Annotated in this window: 14 protein-coding genes; 11 read left to right on the forward strand and 3 right to left on the reverse strand. The window is 68.6% G+C overall.

Annotated features, from left to right (window positions below; all coding sequences use genetic code 11):
* Window positions 1–7 precede the first annotated feature (7 nt).
* The 8 genes from R3E10_08410 (at window position 8) to R3E10_08445 (ending at window position 10,407) form a co-directional block, all read left to right on the forward strand.
* Complete coding sequence (locus R3E10_08410) at window positions 8–466, forward strand: hypothetical protein (protein MEZ4415764.1); 459 nt, start codon at window positions 8–10, stop codon at window positions 464–466.
* The gene (locus R3E10_08415; protein ID MEZ4415765.1) at window positions 463–627 is read left to right on the forward strand and encodes a hypothetical protein; all 165 of its coding nucleotides are present in this window, start codon (window positions 463–465) and stop codon (window positions 625–627) included. The genes R3E10_08410 and R3E10_08415 overlap by 4 nt, the downstream gene beginning before the upstream one ends.
* The gene (locus R3E10_08420; GenBank protein ID MEZ4415766.1) at window positions 582–875 is read left to right on the forward strand and encodes a DUF2177 family protein; all 294 of its coding nucleotides are present in this window, start codon (window positions 582–584) and stop codon (window positions 873–875) included. The genes R3E10_08415 and R3E10_08420 overlap by 46 nt, the downstream gene beginning before the upstream one ends.
* 20 nt (window positions 876–895) lie before the next feature.
* Window positions 896–1,909, forward strand: coding sequence for a hypothetical protein (locus tag R3E10_08425; protein MEZ4415767.1), 1,014 nt, complete (start codon window positions 896–898; stop codon window positions 1,907–1,909).
* Window positions 1,910–2,053: 144 nt separating this feature from the next.
* Entirely contained in the window at window positions 2,054–3,172 is a 1,119-nt protein-coding gene (locus R3E10_08430) for an amidohydrolase family protein (protein MEZ4415768.1), read from the forward strand.
* Window positions 3,173–3,223: 51 nt separating this feature from the next.
* Window positions 3,224–6,064 carry a tetratricopeptide repeat protein gene (locus tag R3E10_08435; GenBank protein MEZ4415769.1) on the forward strand — a complete coding sequence of 947 codons (2,841 nt, stop codon included), beginning with the start codon at window positions 3,224–3,226 and terminating at the stop codon, window positions 6,062–6,064.
* A gap of 110 nt (window positions 6,065–6,174) precedes the next feature.
* Window positions 6,175–6,879, forward strand: a complete 705-nt coding sequence (locus R3E10_08440) for a hypothetical protein (protein MEZ4415770.1) — start codon at window positions 6,175–6,177, stop codon at window positions 6,877–6,879.
* Between the two features lie 198 nt (window positions 6,880–7,077).
* Complete coding sequence (locus tag R3E10_08445; protein MEZ4415771.1) at window positions 7,078–10,407, forward strand: amidohydrolase family protein; 3,330 nt, start codon at window positions 7,078–7,080, stop codon at window positions 10,405–10,407.
* 10 nt (window positions 10,408–10,417) lie between these two features.
* Here R3E10_08445 and R3E10_08450 read toward each other — a convergent pair whose 3' ends face one another.
* Window positions 10,418–11,146: a hypothetical protein gene (locus tag R3E10_08450; GenBank protein ID MEZ4415772.1), complete on the reverse strand. Its 729-nt coding sequence runs from the start codon at window positions 11,144–11,146 to the stop codon at window positions 10,418–10,420.
* A gap of 231 nt (window positions 11,147–11,377) precedes the next feature.
* On the opposite strand from R3E10_08450, the gene R3E10_08455 reads away from it, so the two are divergent.
* Window positions 11,378–12,112, forward strand: coding sequence for a hypothetical protein (locus R3E10_08455; protein ID MEZ4415773.1), 735 nt, complete (start codon window positions 11,378–11,380; stop codon window positions 12,110–12,112).
* 36 nt (window positions 12,113–12,148) lie between these two features.
* On the opposite strand, the gene R3E10_08460 is transcribed toward R3E10_08455, so the two are convergent.
* Together R3E10_08460 and R3E10_08465 are read right to left on the reverse strand one after the other, a co-directional pair.
* A complete protein-coding gene (locus R3E10_08460; protein ID MEZ4415774.1) occupies window positions 12,149–12,970 on the reverse strand; it encodes a class I SAM-dependent methyltransferase in 822 nt (273 codons plus the stop codon).
* A 101-nt stretch (window positions 12,971–13,071) separates the two neighbouring features.
* Window positions 13,072–14,601 (reverse strand): carboxypeptidase-like regulatory domain-containing protein, encoded by a 1,530-nt coding sequence (locus R3E10_08465; protein ID MEZ4415775.1) that lies wholly within the window; start codon window positions 14,599–14,601, stop codon window positions 13,072–13,074.
* 179 nt (window positions 14,602–14,780) lie between these two features.
* Here R3E10_08465 and R3E10_08470 point away from each other — a divergent pair, with 179 nt between their 5' ends.
* Window positions 14,781–15,236, forward strand: coding sequence for a MarR family winged helix-turn-helix transcriptional regulator (locus R3E10_08470; protein ID MEZ4415776.1), 456 nt, complete (start codon window positions 14,781–14,783; stop codon window positions 15,234–15,236).
* A 104-nt stretch (window positions 15,237–15,340) separates the two neighbouring features.
* Window positions 15,341–16,231, forward strand: coding sequence for a DUF2911 domain-containing protein (locus R3E10_08475; protein MEZ4415777.1), 891 nt, complete (start codon window positions 15,341–15,343; stop codon window positions 16,229–16,231).
* The last annotated feature ends 15 nt before the right edge of the window (window positions 16,232–16,246 follow it).

The following is a 16,246-nucleotide window of genomic DNA, read 5'->3' on the forward strand; positions in this document are numbered from 1 at the left end:
AGCAGCCATGGCCGGTCTGTGGAGCAAGCTCAACCTCAAGGACCAGGAACGCGTCCTGATCCTGGATGCGCCCGCGAGCTTCGAGCGGGCCGTTGCCGAGCTCGAGGGGAAGGCGGTGCTCCGGCGTTGGGGGGCCGACGCCAGCGTGGACTTCCTGGTTGCCTTCGTGACGAGGCAGGCGGCCCTGGATGCGGTCGCGGGCAAGCTGCCGGCCAAGACGCGCGGCGATGCCGTGGTCTGGATCGCCTACCCCAAAGGCACGTCCAAGCGCTACGCCTGCGAGTTCAACCGCGACACGGGCTTCGACGCGCTGGGATCCGCGGGCTTCGAGGGAGTGCGGCAGGTGGCCATCGACGAGGACTGGTCGGCCCTGCGGTTTCGCCGCGTGGAGTACATCAAGAAGATGAAGCGAGACCCAAAGCGCGCGCTGACCGCCGAGGGAAGGAAGCGGACGGGGAAGCCGTGAGCCCGCTTCGCGCGCTCGCCACCTACGGCGCCATGCTCCTGGCCTTCCTGGCGCTCGATCTGGTCTGGTTGGGCGTGCTGGCCCGTGGGTTCTACGCCCGCCACTGGGCGAGCTCATGCGGCCTGAGGTGCGCTGGGGCGCCGCGCTGGCGTTCTACCTGATCTACCTGGGGGGCGTTCTGCTGTTGGCTGTCGTCCCGGCCGTCGCGGAGCAGTCGCTGCAGCGGGCGCTGCTGAACGGGGCCGTGCTGGGCCTGGTGGCCTACGCCGCCTACGACCTCACCAATCTGGCCACGCTCCGCGGCTTCCCTGCCGGCCTGGTTCCGGTGGACCTGGTATGGGGCACCGTGCTCACCGCGGCGGTGGCCGCGGTGGGGTTCGGAGTGGCGACCTGGACGACCGCGGGCTGACGCCCCGGGGCCGAGCCGCCATGTATCGCAGCTGCCTCGCCTGCCGGGGCACACTCGAGCCCAACGAGCACCTGCCGACCCTGCCCATCGGGCGCATGGTGGCCTTCGATCCGGAACGCGGCCGGTTGTGGGTGGTGTGTCAGCGCTGCGGCCGCTGGAACCTGGTGCCGCTGGAGCAGCGTTGGGAGGCCATTCAGCGCTGCAAGCAGCTGCACACGGAGTGGCCCATGGTGAGTCAGGGTCCCTCCCTGAGCGTGGCGCGCGGGACGGACGGCTTCGAGGTCATCCGGGTTGGGGACGAAGATCCTGAAGCGCTGCTTCGACGCCGCCTTCAGGACCGCTTGCACCGTCGGGCGCAGCTCGAGCTTCCTGCCGTGGTCACATGGCCCCGGCGACGACGCTGGATCCTGGGGGCCAGCACGGCAGTGGCGTCCGTGGGGCTGATGGGAGCGGGCATCGCCGCGGGTGGGCTCCTGGCGCCGCTGGCGATCGTGGCCCTGCTGCGCGCCGGGCTCGAACCCCCGCGCCAGGGAGTCGTGCGCATCGGAGCGCACACGCTCGACCGGCGCGCCTTGAACAACGTCCGTCTGGTTGCCACCGACGACGACTACGGATGGATGTTGGCCCTGCCGGGACGGTGGACGCTCTCCGGACGAGACGCGGTGCATGCCATCTACTCCCTGCTGCCGCTGGTCAATCGCTTCAACCCCGATCCCGAGACGATCGAACGTGCGTTGACGCACCGCGCCAAGAAGGGTCCCGGCTTCCACGATCAGCTCCGCGCGGCAGCTCGCCGTTACGGACCGGGAAGGTCCGCCCGCTTGGCCAAGCTCGCCCGCCACGAGCGTCTGGCCCTGGAGATCGGTGCGGAGGAAGCGCTGGAGAGTGGTGATGCGACCGACCTCGAGGCCGCCTGGGCGCGGGCGGAGGAGTTGGCCGCCATCTCCGACGACCTCCTGATCCCCTCCGCCGTGGAGCGGACGCTGGCGGCCTTGCGGCGCGAACGGAACCCGGAGGGGCCGGGCGCGGTCTGATCGGACCGGCATTCACCGGGATGCGCGAGCCCTGAGCGACCGGCGGTCCGTCCCCCACCCGACCGTTGGGAGGGCCCGCCTGTACAGCGCCCGACCTCTCCCGCACCTTCCCCAGTTCCGGCCTTCCCGCACACGGAGTCCTCGATGCGCCCGTCCCTCGTCCTCGCCCTGCTCGCGTTCGGCTCCGTCGCCGATCTGGCCGCGCAGCGGCCCACCACGCCCACGATACCACCCCCGAGCATCATCGAGTACAAGCCGCACTCGACGTTGGTGGTCCCCGAGCATCCGGTGCCGCGCGCCAGGTTCCCCGCCGTCGACTTCCACGGGCATCCGCCACTGCTGGACAACCAGGCGGCCATCGAAGAGGTGGTGGGCGCCATGGACGCGCTCAATCTCCAGGTGATGGTCCAGGCACGCGGCACGTCGGGCGAGCGTCTCACCCGTCAGATCGCCGCGGTGAAAGCTGCAGGCTACGAGGATCGTTTCGTCTTCTTCACCACCGTCGATCTGCGCAACGTGGGACCGGGATCGGGAGCTCGCATCGCAGCCCAGCTCGAGGCCGACGTGCGCGCGGGCGCCGTCGGAATCGGCGAGATCAACAAGGGTTTCGGGCTGGGTACCAATAAGGCGGATGGCACCCGTTTGGCGCTGGACGACCCGGAGCTGGACGTGGTGTGGGAAACGGCAGGCCGCCTCGGGATCCCCGTGTTCATCCACACGGGCGATCCGGCCGAGTTCTTCGAAGCGTTGGACTTCACCAACGAGCGTTGGCTGGAGATGGCGCTGTTCCCCAACCGGCAGTTCAACGACCGCTCGCGTTACCCCACCTTCGACGATCTGATGGCAGAGCGCGACCGACTGCTGGCCAAGCATCCCAACACCACGTGGGTGGTGGCCCACATGAGTTGGTACGCGAACGACCTGGGAAGGCTGGGAGCGCTGTTCGACCGCTTCCCCAACGTGCACACCGAGCTGGGCGCGGTGCTCTACGACCTGGGGCGGCAGCCGCGCTTCGCGCGGGAGTTCTTCACCAAGTACAAGGACCGCATCCTGTTCGGGAAAGACTCCTTCGCACCGGACGAGTATCCCTACTACTGGCGGGTGTTCGAGACCGAAGACGAGTACTTCGACTACTACCGCGACTATCACGCCTTCTGGAAGCTGTACGGCATCGGCCTCCCGGACGACGTGCTCAAGGCCGTCTACTACGGCAACGCACTGCGCATCATTCCCCGCATGCCCACGGGGGGCTTCCCGCGCTGAGGCGCCGAGGACCCGGGATCGGGATGTGACGCGCACGGCCGGGACGTAGCAGTGGACGCACCGTTCACCGCGTTCGTCGGCGACGACCGGCAGCGCCTGGTCGCCGAGCTGGCCGAAGCCTACGAGCGTGTGCGCGTCGCCGGGCCTTCACGCCTCTACGCGCTGTTGGCGCCCACGGGGTGGGGCAAGTCACGCGTCGTGCAGGAGGTGTACGCGCGGCTGGCGGCTGGCGGCGCCTACTGGCCGCCCCGTATTTCCGACGGAGCCTCCTCTTGGCTGCACGCGCGCAAACGCGTCTTCCCCGCCCCGTTCGAGGTTCCCGCGGATACTCCCATCCCCTTCCTCTGGCTGGGCATCAGTTGCCAACGCGACCAGATGGGACGCGAGTTGGCCGCGCTTCAGTACGCCGAGCATCAGATCCAAGCGCACGTGGGCTCGATGGTGGGGGCCTTGGCAGGTCGCGGCGACCGCTGGAAGACCAGGCTGGGCGCCCTGGGGGCGGTCGCCGGCCTGGTCGGGCTTCCCGACCCCGTGAACCTCGCCATGACGTGGCACGGCGTCGCCACCTCCACGTGGGGGCTGCTCAGCCAGGAGTGGTCCGCGTTCGCGGGTCGCCGGGCTGCCGCCCAGTCCCGCCACATCGACGTCGAGGGCACCCGCCGCGAGGCGGACCGCGCGGCGGAGCTGGCGGACCAGTTGGCGCACGTCAGCGGCGGAGATCTCCCGATCGTCCTGGTGATCGACGACGCGCACTGGGCCGACCCCGGCACGGTCCGGCTCGTGGACCATCTGCTCACCTCCCCAGGGCGAGTGCTGATCCTGGCCACGGGGTGGCCGGACCAGGTGGCTATCCAGAACGATGTACCCGGCACCTTCGGAGACGCGCTCGATCGCTGGACGCGCGCTGGGCTGGCCCGACGTCGCGAGCTGACGCGCCTGTCGGACGACGCGCTGGTAACCCTGGTGCGCAGCACCGCGCCGGATGCGGACCCCGCCCTGCTCGACGCCCTTTGCGAGCGAGCCGGCGGCAACCCCAACCGCCTACGAGGGCTGTTGTCACTGCGCGCGGTGCGCCGGGCGCTGGAGTCGGGCGGTGGCTCCCTCGACACCGCTCAGATCGCCGCGCTCCCCACCGGCGACGAAGAGATCGTCCACGCCATCTGGCGGGAGCTCCCCGAGCCGGTGCGGGAGGTATTGGCGCTCTCCTCCATCCAGGGACCCCGCTTCAATCCCGACTGGATCCCGGCCGCGGCCGAGCTGATCCACCTGACCGACGCCGACGAGGGCCTGTCCGCGGCTCGGGCCCCCTGGGGCTGGGTCCGCTCCGTCGATGCGGCGCTCGATACCTTCACCGAGCCCGGTCTCTTCGAACGGGCGCGGGGCGAGTCGCGGTCGCTCTTCCTTCCGGACGAGTTGGCCCGCGCGCGGGGCGCGCTCCTTCGCTGGGCCTGTCAACGCAAGCAGCAAGACGACTGGGATACGCTCTCCACCGCCGCGCGGCGCGCCATCCTCGAAGCGCACTTGCTGGGCGCGGACGAAGGGTTCCTTCCGCTCGACGAGGATGTGTCGGACTCCGTGCTGCAACTGGTGGAACACCTGCGGCAGGGCCTGGAGTACGCACGCCTGGTCGAGGTCGCCGACAAAGGCATCGACTGGACCGTCGCCGCCCCCGCGCAGCGGGACACCTGGTGGAAGCTGCGCCTGGCCCGGGCTCGCGCCCTGGGAGAGCTGGGCCGGGTGAGCGAGGCCCTGCGGGCGTTCGACGCGATGATCGCAGAGCATGCTGAGCAGGACGGAGACGGGGACTTCGACGCCCGCTACCTGCGCTTCATCCGGGCCCATTGGCTGGCGGAAGCCGGCCGCTACGACGAAGCCCTCGACGCCTACCGCAACGCGGTGGACGACTGGACGACCCGTCTGGGCTCCGAACACCCGTTTACGCTGGACGCCCGCGAATGCCTCGCCACGACGCTGCGCGCGACGGGTCGCATCGGCGAAGCGGTGGCGATGCAGCGTGCAGTGCTGCGGGATCGGGAGCGCGTCCTTGGTGCCCACCACCCCGACGCCCGCCGCAGCCGGAACGAGGTGGCGCTGAATCTCATGGCCCTGGGGCGGCCTGAGGAGGCGCTGCCGGTGCTCGAGCAACTCCTGGCGGACGAGGTCCCGGTCCTTGGTGAGGAACACCCGTCCGTGCTGGTTACCCGCCACAACCTCGCATCCTGCCTGGCGGGAGTGGGGCGCCTGGACCATGCCCTCCGGGAGGGCGAAGCGCTCATCGAGGCCAAACGCCGTGTGTTCGGTCCCGACCATCCCAGCACGCTCGCTGCCCGGAGCTCCCACGCGGTCGCGCTGGCGGACGCCGGCCGCATGCTGGAAGCCATGAAGGCGCACATGAGTGTGTTCGAGGATCGGAGCCGGGTCCTGGGCGCCGATCACCCCGACACCCTCGAGGCCCGCCACAACGCGGCAACGGCCTGGGCGGAGCTCGGGCAGTGGGACGAGGCGATTCCGATGTTGGAGGCCGTGGTCGAGGACCGAGCCCGGATCCTGGGCTCCCTGAACCCGGTCACGATCCTGTCCCTGAACAACCTCGCGTTCTGTTACCGCGAGGTGGGGCGCGCGGAGGAGGCCGAGGCGGCCCAGGAGCACGTGATCGCGGCACGCTCCCAGACCCTGGGGCCGGACCACCCGGACACGCTCCTGGCCCGGCGCAACCTGGCCAGCGCCCGCCTGCAGCAGGCACGGGGAGCCGGGGACCCCGAGGGCATCGCTGCCGGCCGGCGCGCGATGGAGGCCCTGATGGCGGATGAAGCGCGCGTGCTGGGGATCGATCACCCGCTGGCCACGGGTACGCGGGAGCTCTACGAGCTCCTGACCCAAGGCCTCGGCTAGGAGGCCAAGGCCGGGGCGGTCCTGGCCCGCCCGCGACGGGTCGATGGCAAGTTTCCGCCCCAGTGGCGTATCATGAAGTTCAGTTCACCAAACACCAGGAGAAGTGATCCATGCGTCCAACCCGCTGCTCGGCGCTCGCGGCCGCGGCTCTGCTGTTCTTGACGATTCCGATGGACATGACAGCCCAGGAAGAGGTTCGCGCCGTGCAAGGTGGAGGCATCTCGGTGGCGGGCTGGATGGGCAAGATCGACGCGGCCGAGGCCGGCCGCGGGGCGACGCTGCAGGATGCCAAGTTGGCCCAGGACGGTGACGCACTCCACGTGACCACAGGCCCGGCCGTGGCCTACTGGAACGCCTCCAACACCCTGAGCGGGGACTATATGGTCTCGGCGACCTTCACCGAGCCCCAGTACATGAACCTGAACAACCACCCGCATCCCTACGGCCTGTTCATCGGCGGCAACGACATGGGCACGGACCAGCAGTCCTATCTGTACTGCGCAGCGTACGGGAACGGGAACTTCATCGTGCGCGGGTTCGGACCGGAGGCTTTCCAGATGAACGGCCGCCGCGGCGAGATGAGCGACGCCGTGCACACCGCCGCCGGGCCCGGCGAGCAGGTGACGCAGGAGATCGCCATCATGGTCATGGGCGGCACGGTCTCCTGCCAGATCAATGGCACCACCGTAGCGAGCTATCCCGTTTCCGAGGTCGTGGGCGCCGGCAAGCTCAAGTCGACCGACGGCGTCTACGGCATCCGCTTCGGACACAACACCGAGGCGATGGTGACCGGCTTGCACGGCATGAAGCACTAGGCCACCCCGGAAGCTCGGGAAGGCAACACCTCCCGAGCCCGGGGTTCTGGCGTCAGTCGGGCCGGCTTCGCCCTCCGGGGCGAGGCTGGCCCGCTCGTTTTGCGGTGCTGGCCAGGGGGCGCCATTCTTGGGCGGCCCGCGGACCCAAGGGTTCCCCGCCCTGTCGGACCGCGCCCGTTCCCGAGACCGAGACCGACCATGCTGCCACGCGCCCTGCGACCCCCGATGCTCTTTCTCACGCTGCTGAGTGCGGCGGCCCTTTGCGTCTCTCCTGTCGCGGCGTTCCAAGCGCCGCAGGCCCGTGGCGGTGCCGGGGAGAAGGCCAAGGACCTTCCGTTGGAGCCTGGCCAGTCGCTGCGCTTCACGGCCAGCGAGGGAACCTGGATGTCCCTCGACGTGAGCCCCGACGGACACACCATCGTCTTCGATCTGCTCGGTGACCTGTACACGATGCCCATCGAGGGAGGCACGGCCACGCGCCTGACCAGCGGCATGGCCTACGACGTCCAGCCCCGCTTCAGCCCGGACGGCTCCCGGGTGGTCTTCGTGTCCGACCGCAGTGGCGCGGAGAACCTGTGGATCCAGTCGCTGGACGGTGCGGACACCGTGCAGCTCACCAAAGGGAAGACCGACGACTACCTCTCTCCCGAGTGGACACCAGACGGGGAGTACATCGTGGCGTCCAAGGGGCGCAACATGAAGCTCTGGCTTTACCACGTGGAGGGGGGCAGCGGCGTGGAGCTGCACGATGGAGGCAGTCCGCAAGCGCACATGGCCGGCGCGGCCTTCGGCGCCGACGGCCGCCACGTATGGTACGCCTCGCGCAATGGTCGTCACATGTACAACGCGGTCTTCCCGCTCTACCAGATCTCGGTCTACGACCGTGAGACGGGGACGTCCACCGCGATGACCTCCCGCTACGGCTCCGCGGTGCGGCCCACGCTGTCACCCGACGGACGGTGGCTGGTCTACGGCACGCGCCACCGGGGAGAGACGGGTCTTCGCATTCGCGACCTGAACACCGGCAGCGAGCGCTGGCTGGCCTACCCTGTACAGCGGGACGACCAGGAGTCGGTGGCGCCCATGGATGCGCTCCCCGGCTTCTCGTTCACACCGGACTCCAGGAATGTGGTCGCCTCCTACGGCGGGAAGATCTGGAAGATCGGCGTGGAGGACGAGACGCAGACGGAGATCCCGTTCCGGGTGGACGTGGACCTGGACCTCGGTCCGCGCGTGCGCTTCGACTACGCGGTCGAGACGTCTCCCACCATGGTGCTGCGGCAGATCCGCGATGCGGTACCCTCGCCGGATGGCAGCAAGCTCGCGTTCGTGGCGCTCGATCGGGTCTACGTGATGGACTATCCCGGCGGCACTCCAGCGCGGCTCACCGATCAGGAGGTCGGTGAGCACAATCCGTCCTGGTCGCCCGACGGACGGTGGGTCGCATTCGTGAGCTGGGACGACGCGACCGGAGGCCACGTCTACAAGGCCCGCGTCGACCAGCGCGGCCGCGCACCCCAACAGCTCACTCAAACGGCGGGCTTCTACCGGGAGACCGTCTGGTCGTTGGACGGGTCACGCATCGTCACGATCCGTGGCTCGGCACGCGACGTCCAGGAGAACCGGGGAGGCTTCAACGGCGGGCTCGGCACCGAGTTCGTCTGGGTGCCGTCCGCGGGTGGCGCGGCCACCCGGATCGGCCTCACCTCCGGCCGGAGCGGCCTGCACGTCACGGACGATCCGGACCGCATCTTCGCCTACCACCGCCAGAACGGGCTGGTGTCGTTCCGGTGGGACGGCACGGACGAGAAGGCGCACGTCAAGGTGGACGGGCCTCGGCAGCCCGGCGCGGAGCGCTCTCCTCCGGCCGATCGCGTGATCATGGCACCGAAGGGGGATCAGGCCCTCGCACAGGTCGGCATGGACCTGTACGTGGTGACCGTCCCGGTTGTGGGGGGCGACACGCCCACCATCCAGGTGGGCGGTGAGAGCGCGGCCTTCCCCGTGCGCAAGCTCACGCGCATCGGCGGTCAGTTTCCGGCCTGGAGTGCCGACGCGGCCCTGGTGCATTGGAGTCTTGGCAACGCGCACATGGTGTATGATCTGGCGCGGGCGCGCATCGTCGAGGACAGCGTGGAGGCGGCGACGAGCGAGCGGGGCGCCGGAGATCAGGCCGAGGAGGCGCAACAAGCCGAAGCTCCCGGCTATGAGCCAGCCGAGCAGCGCATCACCATCGAAGTGGCACGCGACGTGCCGCGCGGGACCGTGGTGCTGCGGGGCGGACGCGCGGTGACCATGCGTGGACGCGAGATCATCGACAATGCCGACATCGTGGTGCGGGACGATCGCATCGTGGCCGTGGGAGCGCGCGGCCAGGTGGAGGTGCCCGCTGACGCGCAGGTCATCGACGTCAGCGGAAAGACCATCACGCCCGGCTTCGTGGACACCCACTATCACACGCAGTGGCTGATCAACGACATCCACTCCAACCAGGTCTGGCAGTACCTCACGAACCTGGCCTATGGGGTCACCACCACCCAGGACGTGCAGACCGCAACCACGGATGTCCTGACCTACCACGACCGGGTGGAGTCCGGGCAGATGATCGGGCCCCGCATCTACCACACAGGCCCCGGCGTCTTCTCGGGTGAGAACGTTCGCAGCTTGGACCACGCCCGGGACGTCCTCAAGCGCTACAAGGACTACTACGGACTCAACACCTTCAAGATGTACATGGCGGGCAACCGTCAGCAGCGGCAGTGGCTGATCATGGCGGCTCGCGAACTGGAGCTGATGCCCACGGTAGAGGGAGGCATCGACTTCAAGCTCAACATGACCCATACGATCGACGGCTACTCCGGGCTGGAGCACTCGCTCCCGATTGCCCCGATCTATGGCGACGTGGTTCGCCTGTTCAACCAGACGCAGACCACCTACACACCCACGCTGCTCGTCTCCTACGGCGGGCCCTGGGCCGAGAACTACTACTACGCTACGGAGGAGGTGCTCGACGACGCCAAGCTGCGGCACCTCACGCCCTACGAGGAACTGGAATCACGCGCCGCGCGCCGCGGCGGCCCCGGCGCAGGTTGGTTCCGGGACGAGGAGCACGTCTTCTACAAGCACGCACGCTTCGTGAAGGACCTGGTCGACGCCGGCGGCCGGGCCGGCGTAGGCTCGCACGGTCAGATCCACGGGGTGGGGTATCACTGGGAGTTGTGGAGCATCCAATCGGGAGGGTTGTCCGAGCACGACGCACTACGTCTGGCCACCATCTACGGCGCAGAGGCCATCGGGTTCGGCAACGACCTGGGGTCGCTGGAGGCGGGCAAGCTGGCGGACATCCTGGTCTTTGATCAGAGCCCGCTGGACAACATCCGCAACTCCAGCAGCATCTCGCACGTGATGAAGAACGGACGCCTCTACGACGCCCACACCCTCGACGAGATCTACCCCCGTCAGCGGCCTTTGCCCCACTACTTCTGGCAGGACCAGGAGCCCAAGACCGGTGATGTAGGCGTGCGCTGAGGCGTATCCGCTACCGGATCTCCCAGGACAGAAGTTCCTGGACGATCCCGCCCGCCGTCGCCCGTCGAATCACATAGGGCGCGGCGGGCGTGGTCCAGTAGGTGCCGAACGGTCCAGCGTCGACGCGCCACGTGTCGAAGCGCTGGCCATTCACGCCAACCAGTGTCTCACGTCCCGCTACGGCGACCGGAATCCATGCAATGGTACAGGTGGAACGCCGCAGCAAGGGAAGCTTCACGGCGTAGCTCGGCGTGAGGGGAAGCTGGGCCAGGAGCATCCCCAAACCCACGCCGCTGTAGACGCCTTCCTCCAGCGCGCAGCGCACCGGCTCCGCAGCCCGACCGGCTCGCTCGATCGTCCCTTCGATGACTGCACCGCGGTACTCGAGTCGGACCTCGGCGGCCCCTCCTTCAGAGGGGGAGCGGCTCCACAGCGGGACGCCCGTTCGGCGTGAGAGAGCCACTACATCCGCGTACTCGACCGCCTCGCCGGCCCGCCGCAGGGCCGAGGTGAACTGGAAGGTGGGCTCGGCGCCTGTGGAGGTCGTGTCCACGGTGATCCGTACGCGGTCGCCGCCGGCCCCGTAGCGCGCTTCGAAGGGCAACACGTCCTGGAGTCCTTCGATGGTCTGCCCCGCGGTCAGGGCCGGGAGTGCCGCGAGCGGATCGCTGACACAGCGTCCCGACCCCATCACGAGCAGCAGACAGCCGAGGCCCACGGTGTCCCTTCTCACGAACATGTCCCTCTCCAGCTCGCGGCGACCCGCGCCCTATGTGTGCAGATACACACATCTAGGCTGCTTACGGTCGCGACGCCTCGTCGATTACAGCGGCCCGTTCCCGCTCCCTCCCGCAGCCGCCGGGGGCTCGAGAGCCGTATGCGAGCCCTGTAATGGTATATACATATAAGCGTAGGAAGCCGTGTGTCCTCCCCGTGCCCCGGGATCGATCCCGCAGACGGAACCATGCCCATGAAGACCCTGACGGCGCTGCTCCTGTGCGCCCCGCTCACGAGCGGAGGCGTGCCTCTGAACGACCCCCCTGCCCTGCCCGAGGACCTCGAGGTGCAGTTGGCCAGGAGCGCCTTGCCGGAACACCTGCGAGACGAGGCCACAGTCTACGTCTATCGTTCCGGAAGCGGGTACGAGGTGGTGCAACATGGCAGCAACGGCTTTCACGCGCTGGTGGGGCGGGACGATCCGGCCATTCGTCACGGCACCTGGCCCTTCGACGAGTACGCCGAGGACATCCTGATCCCGATCGCGTTCGACGCGGCCGGCACCGATCACTTGCGGACCTACCTGGACCTGGGCCGCTGGCGGGCCACTGGCGTTCCGGCGTCGGAGGCGAAGCGCCGCCTGCAGGAAGGGTTTCGCAGCGGACGCTACGGCGCTCCACCTCGCTCGGGCGTCTCCTACATGCTCGCCCCTCTCCTGCGCGCTTACCGGTCCACCGAGCGCGACGAGAGCATCGGCACGTTCATGACTCCGCACTACATGTTCTACGCCCCCGGGGTGACGGGCAGGGACATCGGCTCCGGTCCCACGCTGCGGCATCCGGTGATGCTGAACGAAACGCCCGACCCCCATGGCGTCATCGTTCTGCTCGCGGGCGAGAAAGAGCGCGAGCAGACGCGCCAGGAGAACGAGGAGATGCTCGAACGGCTCTGTGCGCTGCACACGGCGTGGTGTCTGCCCGCATCCTGAGGGGGCGCTTCGACGTCCCGCGCACCAGCGCCGCCGTTACCGCGTTGGTCGAGCCCCCCGAACACAAAGCACCGTGAAAGGCACGACCCAGTCCCCGTCGCGGGCAAAGGCCTGCATCCGCTCTGCGACGTCTGCCACGACGGCAGTTCGCGCACTTGCCGGCGCCGCGGCGAAGCCCGCCGCCATCGGTGTGGCTGCGACGTGGGTCGAGACGAAGCGCGCGGCACCGGGCAAGCGGAGCTCGAGCGTGGGACTCGCCGTTTCCACTGCCACAAACCCATTGTGATGCAGCAGGGGACGCACCGCGTCCGCGTCCACCAGCGCGAACGCGGCGGCTAGACCGCCAGCCACCTCCTGCCCGATGTGGGCGCCGATGGAGTGCACCAGCGCGTCGAAGTAGGGGCTCTGCGGGAGCGGAGCCCATAGGCTGAGGGCGAGGCGCCCACCCGGACGAAGCACGCGTCGGACCTCGGCGAGCGCGGCCTCCCGATCCGACAGGAACTGCAGCACCTGCGCGCAGAGCACCAGATCGACGCTCCCGTCGGGCAGGGGTAGCCGATCCGCTGGAGCTTGCATCCAATCGATGGGAGCGCCCGCGTCCGATCCCCGTGCCCCCACCTCGAGCATCGCGGGCTGAACATCCACGGCCACGACGCGGCCGCTGGGACCGGCGGCTGCGGCTGCATGGCGCGCGGCCGCGCCGGTTCCACACCCGAGATCGAGAACCGTGTCACCCACCGCCGGCGACGTCCAGCGAACGAGCGCCTGTGCGGCAGGGCCGAGGATGGAAGGGACCAGCACCGCATCGTAGCGTTCCGCTGCGGCGGTTTCCAGCTGCCAGGCGCGCGAGGTGCTCACAGGACTCGGGGCTCCGGGATCGGGTTCCCCCACAGTGGCGACAGGGAGCCACCGGTGGGCTCATGTCGCGGGCTTGCTGCTCCGCGGCGGGAACGGCGGGGCTAGCTGACCGTGAGCAGGAGGGCCGTGCCCCCCGCGAGTAGACCCAGGATCCCGAAGCGCAGCCAGGCGCGTCCACCCTGCGTCGTGGCGCCTTGGCGGGTCCAGACGACGATGGCGGTGCAGGGCCCAAACCCGGGCGGCGGCCGCCGAAGATCAATGGGCAACTCTCCCGGGCGATAGACCTCCACCGCTTCAACTTCCTCTGGGGTCATGAACACGTCCACCGGTCGATCGCCAGCCCAGATCCCGTTGAGGAAGATGCCGCCTGGGCAACGCGGGTCCCCTATGTGCAGGTAGCCGTTCTCGTCGTAGTGCGTCACCATCCGCGGGAGTTGGGCCAGCGGGGTCGCCAGGTTGAACAGCCGGGCAATCGCCTCACGATCGAAGAACACGCCCACACCCATCCTCTCTCCGACATCCTGCCGACGGCGGAAGTCGGCCAACGTTCGTGCGTCGGAGCGTCGCGCCGTCACCAGAATCGGCGTGAGCGCGATCGCATCGACCGAAAGCGGAATCTCCATTTCTACGACGTCGCCAGCGCCGACGACCAGCGCTCCCGTGATGGCCGACGCGTACCCCAGTGCGTCCACGTTCAGCGCGAAGGATCCGGGTCTTGGGAGGTGAGCGACGAAGTCCCCTACGTCTCCCGTGCGCGTTCGGGCAATGGCCGTCCCGGTCGAATCCAGGACGGCCACGTCGGCGGCAGCGACTCCCGCTCGCGCTGCCCCATCCAGGACACGGCCCACAAGCTGCTGCGCGTTCACGTGCTGGGGCGCACTCAGGCTGAAGACGGCCAGAAGCATCGCGGCGGCCTGCGCCCCACGGGCTCCGCGGCGCGGGAAGAGCCGCGCCAATGTGATCAGGTGGACGGTGAGGAAAAGCGGGATCAAGTACGTCGGAAAAATGCTGAGCGGCGGCACGCGAAAGTCCAGGTAGCCACCGGCCCGCATTGGCGGATCGAACGGAGTTGGAGTAGCAAAGCGGCCCAGTACCGCCAGCGCGATGGTCATGGAGAACTCCGTCATCCCCATCACCGTCAGCGCCGTCAGCCACGTCCGCCACCCCCGGAGCCGATGAGCAACACGGTAGGTGGTTACCAACGCCAACAAGGCCACCAGTAGGTTCCCGATCCCCACGGACAGCGCGAAGGTCCCGGCCATGATGCCCGCACCCCACGAGACCAGGTGGGCGGCGCCCAGGATGCGGAGAACCTGGACGGCGGAGAGGAACGTGACGTCCAACCGCTGAACCCAGGCGCGCAGTGCCGGCGAGAGCGCGTAGGCCGCGCTCCAGATCAGCAGAGGAAGGAAGATCGCCACCTGTACGGGTCCGAGCGGCCCGACACCACGCCCCCACACGAAGACCCCCGCGCTGGCCATCCACAGCGTGAGTGCGAACCAGCCCCCCACCACCACCAGACCCCCGAGCCCCGGAAGGGCCCCTGCTCCCTCGGTCACCGCCGTTGGAAACTGGCCTCGAAGGCCCCCCAGGTTATCCTGACCCAGCGGGGCGGGCACGCCTGCGGACACGCGGATCCTCCGATGGTATTTGTAGATACACACAGAGGGAGTACGCCGGGGCGAGCGCGCTGGTTACCGGAAGGGTCGGGCCCGAGCCGGGGCGGCGGACAGCCCGGGAAAGATGCTTCCGCATACAACTAATGCTGGTAGATTCTGGGCATGCGCACAGCGGCAGTCCGACCCGATCGATGAGCAACAAAGACCAACAGGCCGGCACGGACATGGCCCGTCGGGTGATCAACACCTGCCTTGCGGGCCGGGTGCGTCAGATCAGCCGGGCCGTCACGGCCCGCTACGATGCCGAGCTGCGCGAGTGTGGGATCACTGCCAACCAACTCACCATCCTGGCCGCCGTGGCCATGCTGGAGATGACCACACAGCGTGACCTCCTGCCCTATCTCCTGATGGAGGCGTCCACCTTGAGCCGCAACATCAAGCTCATGGTGGAGAACCGCTGGCTGGCTACGATCCCGGGAGAGGACCGCCGCAGCCACTTCCTAGTGGTCAGTCCCGCGGGCTATCGAGTGCTCGCCCAGGTGAAGGAGCCCTGGGAGCGCGCACATGCGTGGGCCACCAAGGCTCTCGGGGATGCCGACGCCGTCCGGGAGATGGCCTACCGTCTCAACCCGCACATTCCCCGCTAGACCTCAGGCCGCTGCCCCCGCCCCGCCGCCCGTAAGCGGGCGCCCGTCATCTCTGTATATACACCCACCGTCGGAGCAGCCTCTCACACGTCGGAGCAACGTCCGTGCGCCCGTCCATCCCCGTTCCCGTCCTGGTCGGTCTTCTCGTCGGGCTCTCCGGGAGCCTGCGTCTCCAGGCCCAGGAGCCGGAGTCCGCGTTCCGGATTCCCACCACCAACCCGCACGCCGTGGTCCTGCAGCAGATCGCGGGCACCGAGGTGGAGATCGACTATCACCGTCCGCGCGTCCGCAACCGCACGATCTTCGGAGGGCTGGTACCCTACGGGCAGGTGTGGCGCACCGGTTCGGACAACGCTACCCGCATCCGTTTCAGCACGCCCGTCTCGGTGGGTGGGAAACGCCTCGGGGCCGGTACCTATGAGCTGTTCAGCATTCCCGGGGAAACGGAATGGACGATCATCTTCCAGGAGGTCCAGGCCCAGTGGGGCTCCTACTCCTACGATGACTCCAAGGACGCGCTACGCGTCTCCGCCCGGCCGGAGGCGCTCGCAGGTGCAGTGGAGTCCTTCACGCTGGCCCTGGACGATGTCCAGCGCGCCTCCGCCACGTTGGCGCTCACCTGGGATCGGGTCCGTGTCCCCCTCACGCTCACCGTGGACGTGCGCGAAACGGTCGTGCCGCAGCTCGAAGAGCTACTTCTCACGGCCGAGCGGAAACCCTACTTCCTGGCGGCCATGTTCTACTTCGAGCATGACCTAGACATGGAACGAGCCGCGGAGCTGATGGAGGCGGCGTTGGCTCAGAACCCGGGCCACATCGGCATGCTCCACCGTCAGGCACTCATCCTGGAGAAGAAGGGAGACATCGAGGGAGCCATCGCCGCGGCGGAACGTTCGTTGGCCGGGGCTGCCACCTCGCCCCCGGAGTTGCGCGAGGAGTACACGCGTCTCAACACGGCGCTCCTGGAGCGCCTGCGCGGACCACGTTCCCGCTAGTCGGACACCACCGAC

It is taken from the genome of Gemmatimonadota bacterium (assembly GCA_041390105.1).
Taxonomy (GTDB): Bacteria; Gemmatimonadota; Gemmatimonadetes; order Longimicrobiales; family Gaopeijiaceae; genus JAGQIF01.